Source organism: Terriglobales bacterium (genome assembly GCA_035764005.1).
In the GTDB taxonomy this organism is placed as follows: Bacteria; Acidobacteriota; Terriglobia; order Terriglobales; family Acidobacteriaceae; genus Gp1-AA112.
This window is the reverse complement of the sequence record DASTZZ010000062.1, coordinates 24,465-45,542: the sequence shown is the minus strand read 5'-3', so window position 1 is coordinate 45,542 and position 21,078 is coordinate 24,465. Positions and strand designations below refer to the sequence as shown.

Below are 21,078 nucleotides of genomic sequence, written 5' to 3'. Positions count from 1 at the left end.
CGAACTCGACACCGCAGCGCTCCACATCCGCGTTGATCGCCGCAGTTCCACGGTGAGTTTTCTAGGAGCAGACGGCGCATTCATCGCCGGCGACTCCGCGTCCATCACATGGCGAGGCGACGAGTTCACCGTCCATCGCATGATGCCCCAAGACGAGCATTATTTCGGCCTCGGCGACAAAGCCGGCCCGCTCGACCATCGCAATCAGGCGTTCACGATGTGGAACACCGACGCCTACGGCTGGCAGGAATCCACTGACCCTCTGTATAAGACGCTCGGCTTCCTGCTCACGCTGCGCAAAGGGACGAGCTACGGCATCTTTCTCGACAGCACCTTCCGCCAGCACTGGGACCTCGGCAAAGAATCGCCCGACGAATATTCGTTCGGAGCCGCCGGCGGCGAAGTCGATTACTACTTCATCTACGGACCGCGTCCCAAGCAAGTAGTCAGCACCTTCACCGCGCTCGTCGGACGCGCCCCACTGCCTCCACTCTGGAGCCTCGGCTTCCAGCAGTGCCGCTACAGCTACTTTCCCGAATCGAGAGTGCGCGAGATCGTGCAGACGTTCAAACAGAAGAAGATCCCGCTCGACGTGATTTACACCGACATCGACTATCAACGCGGGAACCGCGTTTTCACCGTCGATCCGCAGAGATTCCCAAATTTCGCCGGCATGGTTCAGGACTTTCTGAAAGAAGGCGTGCACACCATCGCCATCACCGACCTCCACATCAAGCAGGAACCCGGATACGCACCGTACGATTCCGGCAAAGCCATCGACGCCTTCATCAAGAACCCTGATGGCACAGACTACGTCGGCAAAGTGTGGCCCGGCGAAAGCGTCTTTCCTGATTTCACACGCAAAGCCGTACGCGACTGGTGGGGCAATCTTTACGCCGAGTTCGTCAAAGACGGCGTCTCCGGATTCTGGAACGACATGAACGAGCCCGCCGTCTTCGAAGTACCAAGCAAAACCATTCGCATCGACGCCATCGATCGCATCGAAGAGCCCGGCCAGCCCCCACGCACAACAACACAGCGCGAAATCCATAACGTGCTCGGCATGCTGAACTCCGAGGCCACGCACGACGGGTTGCTGAAGCTCCGCCCCAACGAGCGTCCGTTTGTGCTAACACGCGCAACTTACGTCGGCGGCCAGCGCTACGCCGCCACCTGGACCGGCGACAATTCGAGCACATGGAACCACATGCGCATCTCCGTTCCCATGCTGCAAAACCTGGGAATCAGCGGATTTCCCATTGTGGGAGCCGACATCGGCGGCTACAAAGGCAGCCCTCAGCCGGATCTTTTAACCAAGTGGCTCGAGCTGGGAGCATTCAATCCCATCGACCGCGATCACACAGAAAAAGGCAGCGCCGATCAGGAGCCCTGGGTGCATGGGCCGCAACACGAGGCGATCCGTAAGCGCTACATCGAAGAGCGCTATCGCTTGCTGCCATACATTTACACCAGCATCGAAGAAGCCACACGCGACGGCATCCCACTCATGCGTCCAATGTTCCTCGAATATCCCGACCAGGAACCACTAGTCATAGAAGGTGACTGGGCCAACAGTCAGTATCTTTTCGGACATGATCTGCTAGTCGCTCCTGAGCCCTACGAGTTCGTCCAGAAGTACCGCATCATGTTGCCTGGCGGAAATCTCTGGTACGACTACTGGACAGGCAAGCAGCTTCGTCCAGGAGAAATCAAAGTGCAGCCCGCGCTCGATACGCTGCACGTCTATGTGCGCGGCGGAGCAATCATTCCCCGCCAGCCTTTAGTGCAGGACACCGCCGAGAAACCGCGAGGACCGCTCGAACTCCGGGTCTATCCCGACCGCACCTGCCAGGGCTCGCTGTACCTGGACGACGGCCTCAGCTTCGACTACACCAAAGGCAAATACCTGCGAGTGGACTATTCCTGCGAGGGCTACCAAGACGCTTTGCGAGTCAAGATCTCTCCGCAAAAAGGCACATTCGTGCCCTGGTTCACGCAAATACAAGCTGTCATCTACGGCGTCAAGCAGCAGCCGAAAAGTATTTCCCTAAACGGGAAGCCTGTTTCCGGGACGACCTTCAATGCATCAGCCCAGACGCTTACACTGCAATTTCGCAACCCCGCACAGGGAGCGGAACTGAGGCTTACCTGCGGAGCGCCGGGAGGTAAGCAGGAAACGTGCTTCGCCGTCTCGCAAACGCCCGCACCGTAAAAGCGAAGCGCTCCGCGGCAGCAGAAAAGCAATACCGACAACAACAGGACACAGAGGAAGGAATGCCTACTTCGCCTCGTTGATAATCGCGTCCGCGGCGTTGCCGGCTACCACCCAGTTCGCCGAGCCGGCTACGACGGCTTCGTCTTCGAACCAGAGGAATCCGAAGTCGTCGATGCACTCGGGGAAATCCGGTTTGATGATGATGTATCCAGGGATTACGGCGCCCGGAATGTAAGAGTTGTCGGCGCGGTTGTTGCTGTACGTCTTCGTTTTCGAGACTGTACCGACGCCGGCGACATATGACGTGCTGGATACCGGGTGCGTGCCGAGAATGTAATTGACGGCGCGAAGTGTGTATTCAGAGCCCACAAGATCGGGAAACGTCTTGTTCAGGAAGTACATGCGGATGGCCATGTCAACCACGGCGCCGGATCCCCCCCAAGTGCCCAGGCTTGGAGGCACGCCGAACGGGGTGGCCTCCAACTCCTTATCTAGACCCGCCATATATGTCTTGACCGCTTCGCGCAGTTGATCTTTTTCGCTCGCGTCCAGATAAGGCAATGCTCGAACGGCCGTCCAACCGCGGATACCGATCTGCTCGGGGGTGATCATTTGAGGGAACAATTCCTTCAGGCGGGATTTGTAGGGCTCCGCGCCATTGGTGGCAATGGTCAGCTCCAAAGCCGCGGCCCAATCCAGTGGGCCGAAGCCGCCACGGCGGAAGCCGGCGGGAGGGGATGGCTGTGCGCTATTCGAAGTTGTGGGAGCGCCCGAGGTGCCGCGTGTGTTACGACCGCCTTGTGCGCCAGACACCACTCCCTGCGAGGCAGCGAGCACGCCGCCTCCGGGAGCGCCGGCTGGAGACGCTCCGCCTAAGCCGCCTCTCGCAGGATTCTGCGTCGGGTGAGCCTTCTCGTCGTTCCATGCTTTGATCGCGGTATCGAGGCAGTCTTTCGCCATCGCATCGTCCCATCCTTTCAGCGTGTCCGCTGCCGCAGCCAGTGCGGCGATGGCATTCCACTGGAAGAACGGATTGTTCGAAGTGAATATCCAGCGGTCATCGGGCTTGCCGGAGTAGTCGCCCTTCACTTCGTTGGGACCGAGCTTCGGGTCGTAGATGCGGCCGTCGGTCTTCGACGCTCCGTCACCCACCTGCGTGTACTGGCGCAGATCGGGTTCGTGCGTGCCACGGATCGCGTGGCCTATGTTGTGGAACTGCGCCAGAATGAGCAATGCGCCGTGCTTGACTTGCTGTACCGTATCGGGAACGCCGTCGGGACGGTGCATCTCAACCTCACGCGCGGTTTCGTCCACCGTAAGCTCGTCGTACTTGAGATTGAATTCGCGATACGCGAGAGCCAGATTCTGAATCACGCTTAGCTCTGCAGGCTCTTCGAGGTCGAAGTCGCCGGCGTCGTACCAGCCGCCCACGTTCATTCCAGGAATGTGATCGCCGCCTTTATATTTCCCGTCCGTTGCCGTGGCTTGATTCCAGCCGTCGAATTGTTCACCGACCACGGGCGCCATGCGGCCATCGTCGAGGTGCGACTTGCCGTGCCACATGCGATAGCCTTCGCGGACGGAGACGTGATCCATCTGCTCGGCAAGGTGATGGTCGAGGCTGTCCTGCCAAATATTCGCGTAGGCATCTCTGGAGATCGGAAACGGCGCGGTGCGCTGGTCGGCGTACTCAATTACATACAGGCCCGGGTCGTTGACCGGAGTGAAATCGAACTTCGAATACACGTAGCGCAGCCACGGCGTTGACGGCGTGATCGGACCTTCAAACACCTGCTTGTACGATCCGTCTTCCATCAGGCGCAGCACTTTTGCCGTTTTCGGCGCGTTGTACTTGGGGTCGAGTTCGAGGATCGCCACCTTGGAGAAACCCGGCGCATATCCGACCTGGCTGTGCGCGATCATCGGAGGCCGCGTCCAGTTCGGAATCACGTCCGGCCGGATGTGCCACACGATCGCGTCGGTGGTCTTGCCAGTAGGAATCAGCGAGCGCAGCACAAACCATCCGTTCTGCGCACGGTCGCGCCCATCGAACAGCATGAGATCGGCCGTCTCCGACGTAACGTTCACCCGAGCTAGCGCGTCGTCGACTCCCAGCGTGATACTTTTGCCCTCGGCGAACGGCAAAGGCTGCATGTATCCCTTGGCTTTGTCCCAATCCTCCAGGTAGTACGCCTTCTTCGGTTCATCAGCTAGCGGCAATACCTTGACCATCGGATCGTTGGGGGTTCGCGGGAAGATGCCGGCCTTTGTTCCGTCCACCAGGTAAGCCTTGCCCATGTAGATCGAGGGGAGGAATTCCAAATTGAAGCCCGCTCGTCCGGCGAGCTTCTGCGGTAGCGGTTTGTCGAGATTGATGCTGACCTTCACCCCGCCTGGTTCCGCTGCAACTTCCAGCGTGTAGCTCAAATCGAAGGTCGGGAACGCGAGGTCGGCGGTGAGCCGGTTGTTCTCCTTGTCGGCGTGGCGTCCTTTGAGCGTTGCCACGAGGTCCCACTGCTCGGGCGTTGGCATCAGGCGCACGTCCCCGTTAGTAGCGATGCGCTGGCCGTGGAGAATCATCTCCATCGCCGTGTTCTTTTGGTCTACGAAAACTGGATGGTACGTGCTGTCGTAGAGAAAGACGCTGAAACCTTGGGTGTCGAGATAATTCTTGTCGGTCACCTTCATGGCAAAATCGGCGCCGAAGAAGCGTAGGACGGAGGCAAGGACCAGGAGAAAATACAATCCGATTCGTTTGAGCATAGTTCGGGAGGAAACTGCTCCTTCGAAAGTAACCATAAATCAAGCTGCTAAGCTTCTGAGCTCCTAAGCTGCTAGCCAAAGGCAACATCAACGTTTGCCCGATCAGCAAATCACCCAGTAAAATCGCAGAGGAGAAGCCGACGTAGCTCAGTTGGTAGAGCAGTCGATTCGTAATCGACAGGTCATCGGTTCAAGTCCGATCGTCGGCTCCAGACCTTCCTTAATCGACCGGTCCTCACTTCGAGGGTACCGCCCGCCCATATTCGGACGATTTTCCCAGCCGATCGAAATAGTCATACGCCGCTAACGCAATTTCGCTGATGGCCTGCTGGCCGGCGCGTTCGTCGTGCAGGTAAGTTGTCATCACGCAGATGACGAATGGACGATTGGGAACGAAGACGATTCCAGAATCGTTGCGTACGGCTTCGAGTTCGCCGGGTTTGTTTGCTATTACCACGTCAGGTGGAAGCAATTTCGGAATGCTGCTGTCCTTTGGCGTGGAGAGCACTTTGAAGAAGTCGGCTGTGAGCTCTTTGTCGAACAGTTTGCTCTGGTAGATGTCTTCCAGCAACGTCATCATCTCGCGCGGCGTGGATACGTTCTCGCGCCCTTGCCGCGCAGCCTCCAGATCCATCATCTTGCGGCGCAGATGAGTGTTCTTCAGGCCGAGGCTTGCCAGCATCTGCTCCACATTACTCATTCCGACATGGTCGATCAGCACGTTGGTTGCTGAGTTGTCGCTCACAGCAACCATCATGGTCGCCAAGTCACGATTGGTGACGCGTGTGACTCCCGGACTAAGGCCCAGCATGATGTAGCTGTCCGGCACCATGTCTTCCGAGCGGACGGTGTAGAGGTCATTGAGACGTCCGACATTCTTCGCGCCATTTCGGCCGCGCTGCTCCTGCTGATAAAGCTGCGCGAGGACAGTGATTTTGATCGAGCTTGCTTGCGCGAAGACGTCATCTGCGTGCAGCAAGTACGTCTCTCCGCTGGTCAGGTCGCGGATGGCCACGCCCATCGCGCCATCGAGACGGCGATCCACTTCAGCGATGCGATCCTGAACTTTCTGCCAGAGCGCTTGCTGTTTTTCTTTGGTCGGAGTCTGCGGGCAACAGGATGAAGCAGCTTGTCCCCAAGTCAGTGACGTTACGAAACAGAGGGCGAGTGAGAGTACACCGGTCGAGAGTTTCATTCCGAGCAGGGTTGATTTGAGATCTGAACCTGAATCAAGCGCTTTCGCGATGTGAAGCGCCAGAAGCCTTCGCGGTAGAGGTAAAGGCGTTCACAGCCTTTTGTTCATCGTCGTAGCTCTCGAATACAGTGATCAGCTTCGTGATCTGGAGCAGATCGCCAACCCGCTTGGTGAGGTGGAGGAGTTTGATGTCCCCACCGGCGTTGCGCGCGCTGGTAAACAGGCTGACCATGGTGCCGATGCCGCCGCTGTCGATGTAGTTGACGTTCGCGAGATTCAAGACGATGCGATTGTTCTCAGCGAGATCTTTCTTGATAGTGTCCCGCAACTGGCTGGCCTCTTCGCCGAAGACGATGCGTCCGTTGCAGTCGATGATCTTCACGCCGTTAATCATGCGCGCTGAAAGTTTTAGCGACATGGGAGCCCCCACCGAAGTTGGCCGAAAGCCTACTACCTGCGGGAGGGCATTGCAAGGGGCAGAGTGCGACGATGAGCAGCCCTGACGCGCCTAATGCGCGCTCTGGAGTTCATGCTCCGGCTTTACGGAACGCAGCTTGCCGCCCGGAATTGGCGCGAGGAGCTGCTCTTTTCGATAGACCAGATTGGTGGCGTTGAAGGTGGCTAACTCAAACCCATGCCCGTGCGTGATCGCGTCAGTGGGGCAGGCTTCTACACAGTAACCGCAGAAGATGCAGCGGTTGTAATCGATGTTATAGACGGCCGCGTAACGTTCAGCGCCGCTAATGCGATTCTCTTCAGTGTTCTCGGCGGCCTCGATGTAAATGCAGTTCGATGGGCACGCCGCTGCGCAAAGAAAGCAGGCGACGCATTTTTCCAGTCCATTCTCGTCGCGCTGCAGCACGTGAAGTCCGCGAAATCGCTCCTGGAACTTTGCCCCACGCAGCGGGCCCGGTCCATCGGGATAATTCTCCACGACGGTCGGTTTAAACATCTCCTTGAAGGTGATGGACATGCCCTTGGCGATAGCGGCAATGTTCTTGACGATGGACATGTTTCGATTATACCTGCGCGTAATTTAGTGCCCGATTAGAGCGGCTTGTCGGGAATGACTTCAACGAACTCGACGCCCAATTTATTGCCGTCTCGAAAGCGCACGACGGCTTCAACAACGTTTGTGGCTCGCGAACCCGGCTCAACGATGCTCAACCGCAGTCGCTGTCCGACACTCAGCGACTCAATCGCCGACGCGCTTGGAGCTTCGAGCCCCATCCCGCTGCCGCTTACTTCAGAGACAACGCCGAGCTCGCGTCCGTTCTGATCGTAGACGCGCGCCTCTTCAGTGAACCCCAGCCGAGGAAACTTGCGGATGTGCTTGAGCGAACTCACTTGGCGAGCACCAGCTTGGCGATGGTCTGAAGCTGCATGTTCGATGTGCCCTCGTAGATCTTGCCGATCTTGGAATCACGGAAAAACTTCTCGACTGGATAGTCCTTCACGAAGCCATTGCCGCCGAAGATTTCGACCGCCAGAGAACTTACCCGTTCGGCCACCTGCGAAGCAAAAAGCTTCGTCATAGCGGCTTCTTTTACAAAGTTCTGCCGTGCATCTTTCATGCGAGAGGCGTTGTACACCATCAGGCGCGCCGCCTGGATATCCGTCGCCATCTGCGCGAGCTGGAATTGAACGCCTTGGAATTCCGAAATAGATTTCCCAAATTGCTTGCGTTCCTGCGAGTACTTGGCCGCAGCTTCCCAGGCACCTTGGGCTAGCCCAAGCATCTGTGCCCCAATGCCGATGCGTCCTTCATTGAGAGTCTCGATAGCAATCTTGTAGCCTTTTCCGACCTCGCCCAGCACGTTCCCTTTCGGGACGCGCAAATCTTCCAGCAACAGCTCGCACGTGCTGGAAGCTCGAATACCCAGCTTGTCTTCTTTCTTGCCGACGGAAAATCCCGGGAAGTTCTTTTCTACGATGAACGCGGTGATGCCACGATACCCAGCAGCAGGATCGATATTCGCGAACAGAATGAAGATTCCAGCTTCCTTGCCGTTGGTGATCCACAGCTTACGCCCATTGATCACGTACTCGTTGCCGCGTAGCTCAGCGCGTGTTTGCATTGCGAATGCGTCGGAACCTGACCCAGCTTCGCTCAACGCATAAGCGCCAACGGTATCTGCAGCCATGCGCGGCAGATAACGCCGTTTCTGCTCTTCCGTCGCCCAGCGCAGCAGCGCATTGTTCACGAGCGTGTTCTGCACGTCGACGAGAACGCCTGCTGAAGGATCAATTCGCGAGATCTCTTCGACCGCCAGAATCGCCTCGAAAAAAGTGCCCGCTCCTCCGCCGTACTGCTCGGGAATCTCGATTCCCATCAAACCAAGCTGGAAGAACTGCTCGATCAACCCGTGATCGAAGGCCTGTTTCTCATCCATCTCGCGCACCAGCGGACGCAGCTTCTCTTCGGCAAACTGGCGCACGTTATCGCGGAATAGAATTTCGTCTTCAGTGAGGCTGGTGAGAGGAGTTGGTGGAGCGCTCGCGTCGATGACGGCTTCAGGCATGAATCACTCCAATGCGGGAGAAACAGGAGATTTTATCATTCGAGCAAAAGCTGCCGTGGCTCTTACGCATTGCGTGGGAACGCTCCGCTCATGCACGCGCAGATACGGTTGCAGCCTCGCCTATCTCGGAACCATACGTTATCCAACCTCTTGTGGCCATCCTGGGCCATGCAGAACCTGGGCTGGTTGGTGCATCCTATTAAGTTTGCACACGGGGAACTTGGAATGCCGGGAGAGCTCGAGACCACGGCTTTGAAGACGGAGCCGTCTCCAAAGCGCGAGACTGCAGTCCTCGTCAACGATCCGCTCTGGTACAAAGACGCAATCATTTATGAAGTGCACGTCCGCTCGTTCTACGACTCGGTCGACGACGGCATGGGCGACTTCCCTGGCCTGACCAAGAAACTCGACTACATTCAAGATCTCGGCGTCACTGCGATTTGGGTTCTGCCGTTTTGTCCATCTCCCTGGAAGGACGACGGATACGACATTGCCGACTACACCGATGTGCACCCGGCGTATGGAACGCTGCGCGACTTCGAAGTCTTTCTGCGCGAGGCGCATCGCCGCGATCTCCGAGTCATAACCGAGCTGGTTCTTAACCACACCTCCGACCAGCATCAATGGTTCCAGCGTTCGCGCCGCGCTAAGCCCGGCTCGCATTGGCGCAATTTCTACGTGTGGAGTGACACGCCGGAGAAGTACAAAGAAGCGCGCATCATCTTCAAAGATTTCGAGCCATCGAACTGGACGTACGACCCGATCGCGAAGAGTTACTACTGGCATCGCTTCTTCGCTCATCAGCCCGATCTGAACTATGACTACCCACCGGTGCGAAAAGCCATGCTGCAGGCAATGGACTTCTGGCTGGATATGGGAGTCGATGGCCTGCGTCTCGATGCTGTCCCATATCTATACGAACGCGAAGGCACAAACTGCGAAAACCTGCCCGAGACGCACGAGTTCCTGAGAGAAATTCGCAAGCACATCGATGAGAAGTACCACGATCGAATGATCCTGGCCGAAGCTAACCAGTGGCCGGAGGACGCGATTGCCTATTTTGGGAATGGCGACGAATGCCACATGGCCTTCCACTTCCCTGTCATGCCGCGTCTGTTCATGGCGCTGCGCATGGAAGATCGTTACCCGATCACCGACATTCTCCAACTCACGCCCGCCATTCCTGAGAACTGTCAGTGGGCGCTCTTTCTGCGCAACCACGACGAGCTCACCCTGGAGATGGTGACGGACGAAGAACGCGATTACATGTATCGCATGTACGCCGAGGATCGTCCCATGCGCATCAATCTCGGCATACGGCGGCGGCTGGCCCCGCTGCTCGGCAACGATCGCCGCAAGATCGAGCTGATGAATGCGTTGCTGCTCTCGCTGCCCGGCACGCCCGTTATCTACTACGGCGACGAAATCGGCATGGGCGATAACTTCTATCTTGGCGATCGTAATGGCGTCCGCACTCCCATGCAGTGGAGCTCGGATCGCAATGCGGGCTTCTCACACGCGAATCCGCAGAAGCTGTATCTGCCTGTGATCATCGATCCCGAGTATCAGTACGAGTCGGTGAACGTCGAGGCGCAGCAAAACAACGCCAATTCCCTGCTCTGGTGGACGCGCCGCATCCTTGCTCAGCGCAAGCGCTCGAAAGCCTTTGGACGCGGCTCGCTGGAGTTTTTCACACCGGAAAATCGCCGCGTGCTTGCCTTCATTCGTCAGTACGAGAATGAGCGAATTTTGATCGTGGCAAACCTGTCGCGTTTTGTGCAGGCTGCAGAACTCGATCTGCACACCTTCTCGGGATTCAAGCTGGTCGAGATGTTTGGCGGCACCGAGTTTCCTCCTATCGGCGAACGTCCCTACCTCATAACGCTGGGACCACATGCGTTCTACTGGTTCATTTTGGAACCGCAGCAGAATGTCGGAGAAGCTGCGACCGGCTCGCGCTTCGGTGAGCATCGCGATCGCCCGATTCGTGCCGGGTCATGGGAATCGGTGTTCGCTGGTCCAGTTGAATCGGCGCTCTCACGCTTACTGCCATCTTTTCTACGCGGCCGTCCGTGGTTCCTGAGCCGCAATCGGCGCATCCGCACTACCGAGCTCGCCGATGTGGTGCACGTCCCCGACACGAACTCTTATCTGGTGCTGATCAGGGTCGAGTTCGACGAAGGCGAGCCTGAGATCTACCAGCTTCCCCTCTCGGTTGCCCACGGAACCGAAACGGAACAGGTTGCCGCGAATCTTGCCGATTTCATCCTCGCGCACCTTGAATCTGCCGATGGCACCAAGGGCCTGCTGTATAGCGCCTTCCGCGATCGCCGCTTCCCTGATGCCTTGCTGGGCATGATCTCGCGGCGTCGTCGTGTACGTACTCATCGCGGCGAACTCGCCGGTTCACACACGCGCTCGCTGCGTCGCATCCTCGGGACGGAGCGACCCAGTCTCGAGGCCTCAGTTCCGCGGCCTTCGCCGCAGAACAATACGGGAATCTTCTTCGGTGATCGTCTGATGATGAAGGTCTACCGTCGTCTCGAATCGGGACCGAATCCCGAGCAGGAGATTCTGCAATGGCTCACGGCGGAAGGCTTCAACAATGCTCCGCATCTTGCCGGACACATCGAATATCGCAATAGCCTGGGAGATGTGACGACTGCGGCGATCCTCGAGTCCTACATCCCGCATCAGGCGAACGGATGGAACTACGCACTCGATAATCTTGGATTATTCCTCGAACGAGCGTTGGCCGCGCAGGATGATCCGCGACTCGCACAAGTTAAGTCGGGCACGCCGATGGATCTGGAACGAGAGAATGCACCGCAGGTCGTGTGTGACTTAGTCGGGTCGTTTCAGCAAATGTCTCGTTTGCTCGGACAGCGCACCGGCGAGTTGCTCATTGCGCTTGCTCGCAATCATGACGATGCGGCTTTCACCCCCGAGCCCTTCACCGACTTCTATCGCCAGGGTCTTTACCACGGCATGCTCGGACATGCCACGCGATGCTTCACGCGACTGCGCAGCACCGTCCGTCATCTGCCAGACGATATTCGCGGCGACGCCGAGCAGTTGCTCAACCGAGAAAATGAATTGCGCGCCCGGCTCAAGCCGCTGCGCGATCACCGTATCCCCACGATTCGCACTCGCATTCACGGCGACATGCATCTCGGCCAGGTGCTCTTCACCGGCAAGGATTTTGTCTTCATCGATTTTGAAGGGGATCCGCGGCGGTCGATCGGAGAACGCCGCATCAAGTACTCGCCGTTGCGCGATGTAGCCGGCATGTTGCGTTCGTTCCACTATGCCGCACATGCAGTGCTCTATGGAAAAGTTCCGGGCATCATTCCCCAAAAAGAATCGGCGGCGCAACTGCATCGCTGGGCCGGATTCTGGTATCGCTGGGTCGGAGCCACGTATCTGCACGGCTATCTGAGCACGCAGGGAGTAACACAACTGCTGAACATCGGCGGGGATGAACTCCGCATCCTGCTCGACGCCTACCTGCTGGAGCGTGGAATGATTGAAGTGCTCTCCGATCTGCAAAACCGTCCGGAGTGGGCGCGAATTCCCATTGTGGGCATACTGGAAATCCTCGGACCAGAACCGTGAGCTTTCCCCGATCGTCCGGATTACTCTTGCACCCGACGTCGTTGCCGGGACCATTCGGCATTGGCGACTTCGGGCCGGCAGCTTACGAATTTGTCGATTTCCTCGCCAGCGCCGGACAATCGATCTGGCAGATGCTGCCGCTCGGTCCGACAGGGTACGGAGACTCGCCGTACCAGTGCTTCTCCGCCTTCGCCGGCAATCCCGTGCTGATCAGCCTGGCGCGCTTAGTCGACGAAGGCCTGCTCAGCGCCCGCGATATCGACGATCTGCCTCACTTCTCCACTGATCAAGTCGAATATGAGCGTGTAAACGAATTTAAGCGGCAAAAGCTCTGTCTTGCGTTTCAGCATTTCGCCGCTTCAGCTCCAGAGGACACGAAACGAAAGTTTGATCAATTCAAGGAAGCCGAACAGGCGTGGCTGCCGGATTACTCGCTATTCCGCGTGCTCAAAGAGAAATTCGGAGGAGTCGCCTGGCCGAAGTGGGACCGGGAGTTTGTCCGCCGCGAACCAGCGGCGCTCGCGCGCGCTCGCAAAGATTTTTCGCGAGAGATCAGCGCGCAGGAGTTTCTACAGTTCATCTTCTTTGATCAATGGTGTGCGCTGAAAAACTATTGCCGCGACAGAAATATTCGCGTGATGGGTGATTTACCCATCTACGTCGCCCACGATAGCGCTGACGTCTGGACGCATCCTGAGTATTTCTGCCTCGACCAGAATGGGAATGCCGAAAAGATTGCCGGCGTTCCTCCCGATTACTTCAGCGCTACCGGCCAGCTATGGGGAAATCCGATTTATCGCTGGGACCGCATGGCCGCGGACGGATACTCGTGGTGGATCGAACGCTTTTGTTCGGCATTCCGCATTTTCGACATGCTGCGCGTCGATCACTTTCGCGGCTTCGAAGCCTACTGGGAGGTTCCCGGCGGCGAGAAAACGGCCCGGAATGGGAAGTGGATCAAAGCTCCCGGCGAGAAGTTGTTCGCTGCCGTAGAGGCGAAGCTCGGTCCGCTGCCGATCCTCGCCGAGAATCTTGGAGTCATTACGCCTGAGGTCGAAGCCATACGCCATCGCTTCGGCTTTCCGGGAATGGCGATTCTGCAATTCGCTTTTGGGAATGATCCACAAGGACCAAGTTTCCGGCCTCACAACTACCCTCGCAATATCGTGGCTTACACGGGCACGCACGATAACGACACCATCGTCGGCTGGTGGACCTCCAGGCCCGGCGAGGGCAGCATCCGTACCGAGGAAGACATTCGCAAAGAACGCGAATTTACGCGCGCATACCTCCACCTTAACGGCGAAGAAATCAATTGGGTCTTTATCCGCACGCTGATGGCGTCGGTAGCGGATACGGTGATCTTCCCCGTTCAGGACGTAATCGGCGCCGGCGCAGATGCACGCATGAATACTCCTGGGACAGCGACTGGCAATTGGCGTTGGCGTTTGCGCGGAGAGGCTCTCGAGAATACTGCTGAGCGCCTGCGCGACTTGGCGCTAGTCTACGATCGTCTTCCGCAGAGCCTTACAAAGCAATAGCAGCTAACGCCAAGGTAGCAAAACATCACTCCTCGCGTATCATGCCCTGCATGAAATTGATTCTGTGCGCGTTGATGCTCATTGCTTCGGCTGCCGCTCAACAACTCCAATTCGCTTCTCTCGGCGACGTCAAACTCGAGAGCGGAGAAGCGCTCCGGGATTGCCGCATTGGCTATCGCACCTTCGGCACCCTGAATTCTGAGAAATCGAATGCTGTACTGATTCCCACATGGGCAGGTGGCACGACCGAACAGCTCATGTCGTCTGTAGGACCTGAGGGTCTGGTCGATCCTGCGAAGTACTACGTCATTCTTGCGGACGCACTCTCGAATGGCGTCTCATCGTCGCCGTCGAACAGCCAGCTGCAGCCGCGAATGCAATTTCCCAAAATTACCATTCGCGACATGGTGAACACGCAGCATCAGCTTTTGACACAGGTGCTGCACATTCCGCATCTACGCGCCGTAATGGGTATTTCGATGGGAGGCATGCAGACGTTCCAGTGGATGGTCGCGTATCCCGACTTCATGGATGTTGCCATTCCCATTGTGGGCTCACCCAGACTTGCACCGTACGATCTACTCTTATGGCAGCTCGAGATCGATGGCATTGAGAGCGATGCCGGATGGAACCACGGCAACTACAAAGAGAATCCCTCGCGTGCCGTGCAATTCGAAATCGGAGGCCTCGTGCTCTCCACTCCCGAACGTTACAACTCCGAACACAAACGCGAAGACGTGCTTCCATCCATTGAGAAAGAAACCCGCGAGCCAGGACAGGATGCGAACAATCACATCCGCCAAGCCCAGGCCATGATGGCTCTCAACGTATCCGCGCCGTTTGGTGGATCGATGGAACGCGCCGCAGCCACTGTGAAAGCCAAGGTGCTGGTCATAGTCTCTCCTGAGGACCACACAGTAACGCCGCAGCCGGCGATTGATTTTGCCAAGCTGCTGCACGCCGAACTCATGCAGGTTGATTCTCCTTGCGGACATCTCACGAGTGCTTGTGAAGCCCAGAAGATCGATCGGCGTGCGCGCGACTTTCTTGCGCAATGAAAACGATGGCGGGGCGACTGGGAGACGGAATGAAGCAAGGGTGTTCCGGAAAATTGCAGCCGCGACTACGGCCGCCACGATGGCCACCATGCGCTGTGATCCACTGTGTACGCTCAAACGTGGCGAATGTGGTACGGTCGATCTTGAACTTAGCTCAGCAGCTTAGCGTTCAGGAGTTTTCGGAGCCTGTTTTCGCATCTTCGGCTACTCTGAAATCATCTTTTTATCAACAGTATGCATTCCAGAAAAGAGTTGATTCGTTTCATCGCAGTCATTCAATCCATCCTGTTCCTGGCGCACTTCCTTCTGTATGAAACTTGGACATTTACGGCTCCGCACAGCGCTACCTCCGGATTGAAACTCATTCTCGGTGTGTTGTCGGTCAGCTTCATTGGCAGCTCGTTGCTGGCGTTTCGATATACGAATGCGTTTGTTCGCGTCCTGTATCGGGCTTCTGCAGTCTGGCTGGGCTTGCTCAGTTTTATCTTTATCGCAGCGTTGCTGTCTTGGTTCATTTTGGGCATAACGCGACTGGCGGGATTGAGTATCAACTTTCATCAGCTTGTAGAAGTTCTTTTGGCGGCTGCGATCGTCGTGGGAATTTACGGCATGTTCAACGCAAGCTTCACGCGGATCACGCGCACGACTGTCCGTCTCGCGAATCTGCCGGACGCGTGGCGCGGACGGAAGGCTGCCTTGATCAGCGACGTGCATCTTGGCCACGTCCGCAACGGCAGCTTCCTGCGACGCATGGTTACCAAGATTTTGAAGGAAGAGCCGGATGCGGTCTTTATTGCCGGCGATCTGTACGACGGCACTGCCATTGACGCTCAACAAGCGGCAGAGCCGTTGAAGAAACTTCTAGTTCCGCAAGGCGTATATTTCGTGGCAGGCAATCACGAACAGTTCGGCGATGACAGTAAATTCCTGAACGCCGTTGCGGCGGCGGGTGTCCGCGTGCTGAGCAATGAAAAGGTGGAAGTAGATGGCTTGCAGATTATCGGCGTTCCATATCGAAACGCCGTGCAACACAGCCGCTTTGCTTCCGTGCTGCACACGGTTGGCCTCGACCGTGATCGCGCCAGCATTCTTTTGACGCATGCCCCCGATCATCCTGACGTGGCTGAGGCTGCCGGCGTCTCGCTGCAGCTCTCCGGCCACACCCATCTCGGCCAATTCATTCCCTGGAGCTGGATGGCGCGCCGCGTTTACCGCGAATTTGTCTATGGGTTATCCCGAATCGGGAAAATGCAGGTATTTACTTCGAGCGGCGCGGGAACCTGGGGACCGCCGCTGCGCCTGGGCTCGAATCCCGAGATCGTCATGCTCGAATTCGAGTGAGACCTCGGCAACGTTAGCTCAGAGCTGCTCCTGTTCTTCTAGATCCCTTATCTTGTCGCAACCAACTGCGGTACGCCTGCAAGGCTCTCGAATTCTGCTTGGGTCAGGTGCACGGAAGCTGCCGCCACGTTCTCTTCCAGATGTTCAATCGAGCTTGTTCCCGGAATGGGAAGCATCACTGGAGAGCGCCGCAGAAGCCACGCAAGGGCGATCTGCATCGGCCTTGCCTGGTGCTGCTTTGCAACTTTATTAAGCGCGTCACCGGCGACCTTGCCCGCGCCCAGCGGGAACCACGGGATGAATGCGATGCCGTTCTTCTCACAATAATCGACGACGTAGTCCCACTCGCGATCGGCAAAGCTATAGCGGTTCTGGACGGAGACGATGGGCACGATCTTGCGTGCGCGCTCGATGTGCTCTTGCGTCACGTTTGATAGCGCCACTTCACGAATCTTCCCCTGCTCGCGCAGATCAGCGAGCGTCGCCATCGAAGCTTCCAACGAGACGATTGGGTCGGGTATGTGCAATTGGTATACATCGATACGCTCGACTCGCAATCGTTTCAGACTGCCTTCTACGGCTTTGCGCAGGTGCGTGGGAGTAGCGTTGTGCGTCCATTGATTCGGACCAGGGCGCAGCCAGCCGCCCTTGGTCGCGATGACCAGCCCCTTGGGATACGGGAAAAACGCTTCCGCGATGAGCTCTTCGCTCACGTTCGGGCCATACGAATCGGCAGTATCGATAAAGTTGACTTCGAGCTCGATGGCGCGCCGCAAAACCGCAAGAGCCTGATTCCGGTCGCGCGGAGCTCCCCAGATGCCCTCGCCGGTGAGACGCATGGCTCCGTATCCGAGGCGATGGACGCGCAGCTCGCGTCCGAGCGAAACCTGTCCGGCCGAGGCTGCCGACACTTGCTTTCTGTTCATGACTGCTAATTATTTCATCCGCTCATCAGTTGCGAAAGGTGGGCCCACACGGCCGTAAGCGAGGAAAAGCTATGACTCTGGCGATCTAGTTAGCGGATGTGCGGACTTTGCGGAGAGCCGTCCTACCGTTTTGCCGAGGCGCCGACCACATGAACATCAAATTGAAACGGAACAGTCTTGGGCGGATAACATGCATTGTCGCTGCAAGCCTGATAGCGCAGCTCGCCGTGGACAGTGAAGTTTCCGGCCTGGGCTGCGCGTGCGGCGAGTAGCTTCGCTTTCACCGTGAATGCCTCGGAATAGACGTTGAGTTTCTCGCTGGGGTCGAAGGGAAACGAAATGTCTTTGCCCTGCGGGAAGCTGATGGCTGCCGCAGAAAGATCTCTCGGCGGCGAGAGCTTCAGCGTGGTTGGAATCAGCAGTTCCGAATTGGGCTTGTTGGAGTTGACGTGGAAGCCATCTTTCACCCGAAATTTCAGATCTACGTCGGCGGGCTTGCCGGGTGTAACGCTTGCAGAAGACGCGCCTTCGAAATTGACGTAAACATGCGCGGAGCGCGGTTGATCGGCCGCAATCGCGCAGACCGCCAGAATCAGTACCGCCAGCGTTGTTAACGAGAAGAGCTTGCGTGACTCCAAAGTGGGTACCTGCCGATGCTAAGAAGCCGACTTAGCCGGAGGGTTGGCCGTGGCTGCTTCAGACTTTCCCTCCGCCAGCGCCTTCTTGATGTTGTCTTCAATCTCGCTGCGACTCACCAGGCCTGAGGCGGAATCCACGATCTTGCCGCTGCGATCGATGTAAAAAGTGGTGGGAAGTCCGACTGCGCCGTAAGCATCGCCAACATCGTCCTGTCCTTGCAGTACGGTGTAGTTCACGCCCATCTCTTTGGCGAATTTCTGGATTTCATCTTTGCCGGAATCGTCGAGCGCTACGCCTACAATCTCCAGCCCCTGCGGCCCATACTGCTTCTGGAAATCCACGAACCAGGGCATCTCTACTTTGCACGGTCCACACCATGTCGCCCAAAAATTCAACAGAACAGCTTTACCACGAAAATCTGAGAGCCTCACCTGCTTGCCGTCGAGATCTTTGAGTACGAAGTCAGGAGCTTCTTTGCCGTTGCTCTGGCCATAAACCAGCGGCTGCGGATTGCCAATCATTGCCGACGCCTTCGGCCGCGAGTTCTTAACGCCCGCATAAATCATGACTACGACTACAAGGGAAATGATCACAATGGCGGCAGCGTTACGTCTCACAAAAGGTCTCCTAATAAAATCATCTCACTTCTGTTTCACAGTGCAAAGCGGTTGAGAAAGCCCAAGTAGCCGGAAAGTACTGTGAAATGGCGTGTCACAAAGAGCGCGCCGATGACAATCAGCAGCACTCCACTGGCGACTTCTACTGCGTGCAGATGCCGCCGGAATCGTCCGTAGAAAGCGAGAAAACGGTCGATCCCCAGAGATGTCAGCAGAAACGGCACCGCCAGCCCGAGCGAGTAGATGGCCAGCAGGACAATGCCTTTCGACACTGTTTGTTGGGATGCTGCTATCGCCAGGATGGCGGCCAGAATTGGGCCAATGCAAGGAGTCCAGCCAAAAGCAAACGCGAAGCCCACCACGAACGATCCCCATGCAGTCTTGCCCGTACCTGCGGTGTGCATGCGCTTGTCAGCGTAGAGCGCGCTGATCTTCAGGATGCCGGTCAGGTGCAGGCCAAAGATGATGATGATCGCCCCGGCGATCTGCCCGAGCAGACCTTTATATTCACGTAGCAGCCTGCCGACAGAAGTGGCCGTAGCTCCCAGAGCCACAAAGACGACCGTGAACCCAAGAATGAAGGTAATGGAGTTCACCATCACCGCGCGCATGTGATTCGACGCCTGTTCGTCGCGCAGCTCGTCCACCGAAGCGCCGGAAATGAGCGAAATATATCCTGGGACGAGTGGGAGGACGCACGGCGAAAGAAACGACACGATCCCGGCCAAGAACGCCGTTAGTGCCAGTGGAAGAGTCTGCATATAGCGCAATTTTACAGGCCGCAGCGAACCGCCCATGGCATTTGTGGGCTATCATGTCCCAACCGCCAACCGCTCGGCACAAAAACACAAAATCAACTGACTAAACCACAACAGCGCCCCATGAGGCGACTGGGAGGTATCGTGTCCGCTAACACTGTAACTTCGCCTGCACCGCTTTCCATGCGCGATGCCCTGAAAATTTCAGGGTTCAAACGGCTTTGGTTCGCACAGGGGGTCAGCATCCTCGGTGACTTCCTCGCTATCTTCGGCGTCATCAACCTGATCACGTTTCGCTGGCATGGCACGCCTCTGCAAGTGACGAACGTGATGATCGCCTACATCATCCCGATCACCATCGTCGCGCCGCTCGCCGGCGTCTTCGTCGATCGCTGGAACGTGAAGCGCACCATGATCGCGAGCGACCTGATCCGCGCCGTTCTCATTTTGGGACTGGTCTTCGTCACGCGCCTCGAGCACATCTACGTGATCTTCCTGCTCGTAAGCACGGTCTCGAGCTTCTTCGGACCAGCGCAGTCCGTAACCCTGCGCACGCTCGTTCCCGTTCACGGACTGCTTTCGGCCAACGCGCTCATGTCGCAAGCGTTCTACACGATGCGTATCATTGCGCCCGCTGCTGCCGGACTGCTCGTCTACTGGCTCGGCGAGAGCTCCTGCTTCTACCTCGATACTGTAAGTTTTATCTTCTCCGCCGCCATGCTCTCGACCATCGTCGTGATGCGAATCGTTAGCCAGAAAAGTGGAGCAGGCGAAAAATCTGTCCACGGCCTCATGCGCGACTACACCGCCGGATCTCGATTCATCCTCACGCATCCGGCGATCTCGTTTGTCATGATCGCCATGATGACGGCGATGTTCGTCCTCAGTTGCTTCAGTCCTCTGATCTCCGTTTACGTGCGCGACCAGCTCCATGCCGGCACGCGCGCCTTCGGACTGATCAGCGCCATGATTGGAGTCGGACTCATCGTAGGCACGCAGACCGTCAATGCAGTTGCGAAAGGGCTTTCCAAGAAATACGTAGCGCTTTCCGGAATCTTCGGCCTGTCGTTCGCAACATTTGTGCTGGCTCTGTTCAAAACATCTCTTCTGGCCGGCGCGAGCATGTTCGGAATCGGCTTCGCGATCGCGTTCATCGTTGTGCCCGCCCAGACGTTAATGCAACAGGAGACCCCGCCAGATATGCTGGGACGCGTGAGCAGCAGCTTCATGGCCGTCTTTTCGCTCTCACAACTGCTAGGCCTGGTTCTCTCCGGATCCTTGGCCGACATGATCGGCATCCGGCGCCTGTTCTTCTATAGCGCCGTTCTGCTAACGGTATTGACGACAGCCGGTTACCTGTGGCTGCGCGATCCCAAGCCGGAGGAAAAGGCGATAGCCGCTGCCGGATAACCAAGCCGCGAAGCCACGAAGCGGGTGTAATCGGCACCGTCCGCGGTAGCGAACGGGTGTTCAGCCTTCGTGGCTTCGCAGCTGCTTTCTCGCGAACCGCGAGTAAACAGCTAAATCTGTTAGCCGGGACGGAGGACGATCCGGAGTAAACGATTCAGAGAATCCCGAAATAGGAGCTTGCGAGGACGAGAGCTGTGCGCGATGTTCTTGTGTCGCAACGATCACCGCGGAATTGCCTCTCGCAAGCGCCGTATGACAATTTTGTGCGGGCGCGCTATCAGGGCCTCGTCGCGCTGGTAAAAGTGAACCGAGTGGACTAGAGGGAACTGGCCGAGTTGAAAGATGGTGAAGCGCTCAAGGTCCCACTCGACAAATTGAGCGATTCCACGGAAAACGTTCGCTCGGCGCTGACCGCGCAAGCCACAAGTTAGATCGCCCCCTGGCACACGGCGGCCGACGCCCAGTTCCTCTACGTCTG

16 protein-coding genes and 1 tRNA gene are annotated in these 21,078 nt (G+C 57.2%); 7 read left to right on the top strand and 10 right to left on the bottom strand.

All coding sequences use genetic code 11. The annotated features are described in order from the left end of the window. The coding region (locus VFU50_09385; GenBank protein ID HEU5233060.1) for a TIM-barrel domain-containing protein at positions 1-2,212 on the top strand (2,212 nt) is incomplete at its 5' end. Positions 2,213-2,278: 66 nt separating this feature from the next. On the opposite strand, the gene VFU50_09380 is transcribed toward VFU50_09385, so the two are convergent. Further along, complete coding sequence (locus tag VFU50_09380; protein HEU5233059.1) at positions 2,279-4,978, bottom strand: glycoside hydrolase family 9 protein; 2,700 nt, start codon at positions 4,976-4,978, stop codon at positions 2,279-2,281. A gap of 136 nt (positions 4,979-5,114) precedes the next feature. Here VFU50_09380 and VFU50_09375 point away from each other — a divergent pair. Next, a tRNA-Thr gene (locus VFU50_09375) sits at positions 5,115-5,190 on the top strand. 23 nt (positions 5,191-5,213) lie between these two features. On the opposite strand, the gene VFU50_09370 is transcribed toward VFU50_09375, so the two are convergent. The 5 genes from VFU50_09370 to VFU50_09350 all read right to left on the bottom strand — a co-directional run bounded on the left by VFU50_09370 (position 5,214) and on the right by VFU50_09350 (position 8,695). Continuing rightward, complete coding sequence (locus tag VFU50_09370; protein ID HEU5233058.1) at positions 5,214-6,173, bottom strand: serine hydrolase; 960 nt, start codon at positions 6,171-6,173, stop codon at positions 5,214-5,216. 34 nt (positions 6,174-6,207) lie between these two features. Continuing rightward, the gene (locus tag VFU50_09365) at positions 6,208-6,591 is read right to left on the bottom strand and encodes an STAS domain-containing protein (protein HEU5233057.1); all 384 of its coding nucleotides are present in this window, start codon (positions 6,589-6,591) and stop codon (positions 6,208-6,210) included. Positions 6,592-6,681: 90 nt separating this feature from the next. After that, a complete protein-coding gene (nuoI, locus tag VFU50_09360; GenBank protein HEU5233056.1) occupies positions 6,682-7,185 on the bottom strand; it encodes an NADH-quinone oxidoreductase subunit NuoI in 504 nt (167 codons plus the stop codon). Between the two features lie 35 nt (positions 7,186-7,220). Further along, positions 7,221-7,520 carry a PilZ domain-containing protein gene (locus VFU50_09355; GenBank protein ID HEU5233055.1) on the bottom strand — a complete coding sequence of 100 codons (300 nt, stop codon included), beginning with the start codon at positions 7,518-7,520 and terminating at the stop codon, positions 7,221-7,223. After that, the gene (locus VFU50_09350) at positions 7,517-8,695 is read right to left on the bottom strand and encodes an acyl-CoA dehydrogenase (protein HEU5233054.1); all 1,179 of its coding nucleotides are present in this window, start codon (positions 8,693-8,695) and stop codon (positions 7,517-7,519) included. Before VFU50_09350 ends, VFU50_09355 begins: the two co-directional genes overlap by 4 nt. Before the next feature lie 225 nt (positions 8,696-8,920). Between VFU50_09350 and treS the strand changes: the two genes are divergently transcribed. From treS to VFU50_09330, 4 genes are all read left to right on the top strand, one after another. Then, positions 8,921-12,310 carry a maltose alpha-D-glucosyltransferase gene (gene treS / locus VFU50_09345; GenBank protein HEU5233053.1) on the top strand — a complete coding sequence of 1,130 codons (3,390 nt, stop codon included), beginning with the start codon at positions 8,921-8,923 and terminating at the stop codon, positions 12,308-12,310. Then, complete coding sequence (gene malQ / locus VFU50_09340) at positions 12,307-13,851, top strand: 4-alpha-glucanotransferase (GenBank protein ID HEU5233052.1); 1,545 nt, start codon at positions 12,307-12,309, stop codon at positions 13,849-13,851. Before treS ends, malQ begins: the two co-directional genes overlap by 4 nt. A gap of 50 nt (positions 13,852-13,901) precedes the next feature. Beyond that, on the top strand, positions 13,902-14,909 hold the full coding sequence (locus VFU50_09335) for an alpha/beta fold hydrolase (GenBank protein HEU5233051.1): 1,008 nt from the start codon (positions 13,902-13,904) through the stop codon (positions 14,907-14,909). A 234-nt stretch (positions 14,910-15,143) separates the two neighbouring features. Further along, complete coding sequence (locus tag VFU50_09330) at positions 15,144-16,250, top strand: metallophosphoesterase (GenBank protein HEU5233050.1); 1,107 nt, start codon at positions 15,144-15,146, stop codon at positions 16,248-16,250. Positions 16,251-16,297: 47 nt separating this feature from the next. Here VFU50_09330 and VFU50_09325 read toward each other — a convergent pair whose 3' ends face one another. The 4 genes from VFU50_09325 to VFU50_09310 all read right to left on the bottom strand — a co-directional run bounded on the left by VFU50_09325 (position 16,298) and on the right by VFU50_09310 (position 19,193). Beyond that, positions 16,298-17,176, bottom strand: a complete 879-nt coding sequence (locus tag VFU50_09325; GenBank protein ID HEU5233049.1) for an aldo/keto reductase — start codon at positions 17,174-17,176, stop codon at positions 16,298-16,300. A gap of 122 nt (positions 17,177-17,298) precedes the next feature. After that, positions 17,299-17,814, bottom strand: coding sequence for a protein-disulfide reductase DsbD domain-containing protein (locus VFU50_09320; protein HEU5233048.1), 516 nt, complete (start codon positions 17,812-17,814; stop codon positions 17,299-17,301). 18 nt (positions 17,815-17,832) lie between these two features. Beyond that, the gene (locus VFU50_09315) at positions 17,833-18,432 is read right to left on the bottom strand and encodes a TlpA disulfide reductase family protein (GenBank protein HEU5233047.1); all 600 of its coding nucleotides are present in this window, start codon (positions 18,430-18,432) and stop codon (positions 17,833-17,835) included. 35 nt (positions 18,433-18,467) lie between these two features. Beyond that, positions 18,468-19,193, bottom strand: coding sequence for a cytochrome c biogenesis protein CcdA (locus VFU50_09310; protein HEU5233046.1), 726 nt, complete (start codon positions 19,191-19,193; stop codon positions 18,468-18,470). Between the two features lie 141 nt (positions 19,194-19,334). Between VFU50_09310 and VFU50_09305 the strand changes: the two genes are divergently transcribed. Next, positions 19,335-20,600: an MFS transporter gene (locus VFU50_09305; GenBank protein ID HEU5233045.1), complete on the top strand. Its 1,266-nt coding sequence runs from the start codon at positions 19,335-19,337 to the stop codon at positions 20,598-20,600. Positions 20,601-21,078: the final 478 nt, after the last annotated feature.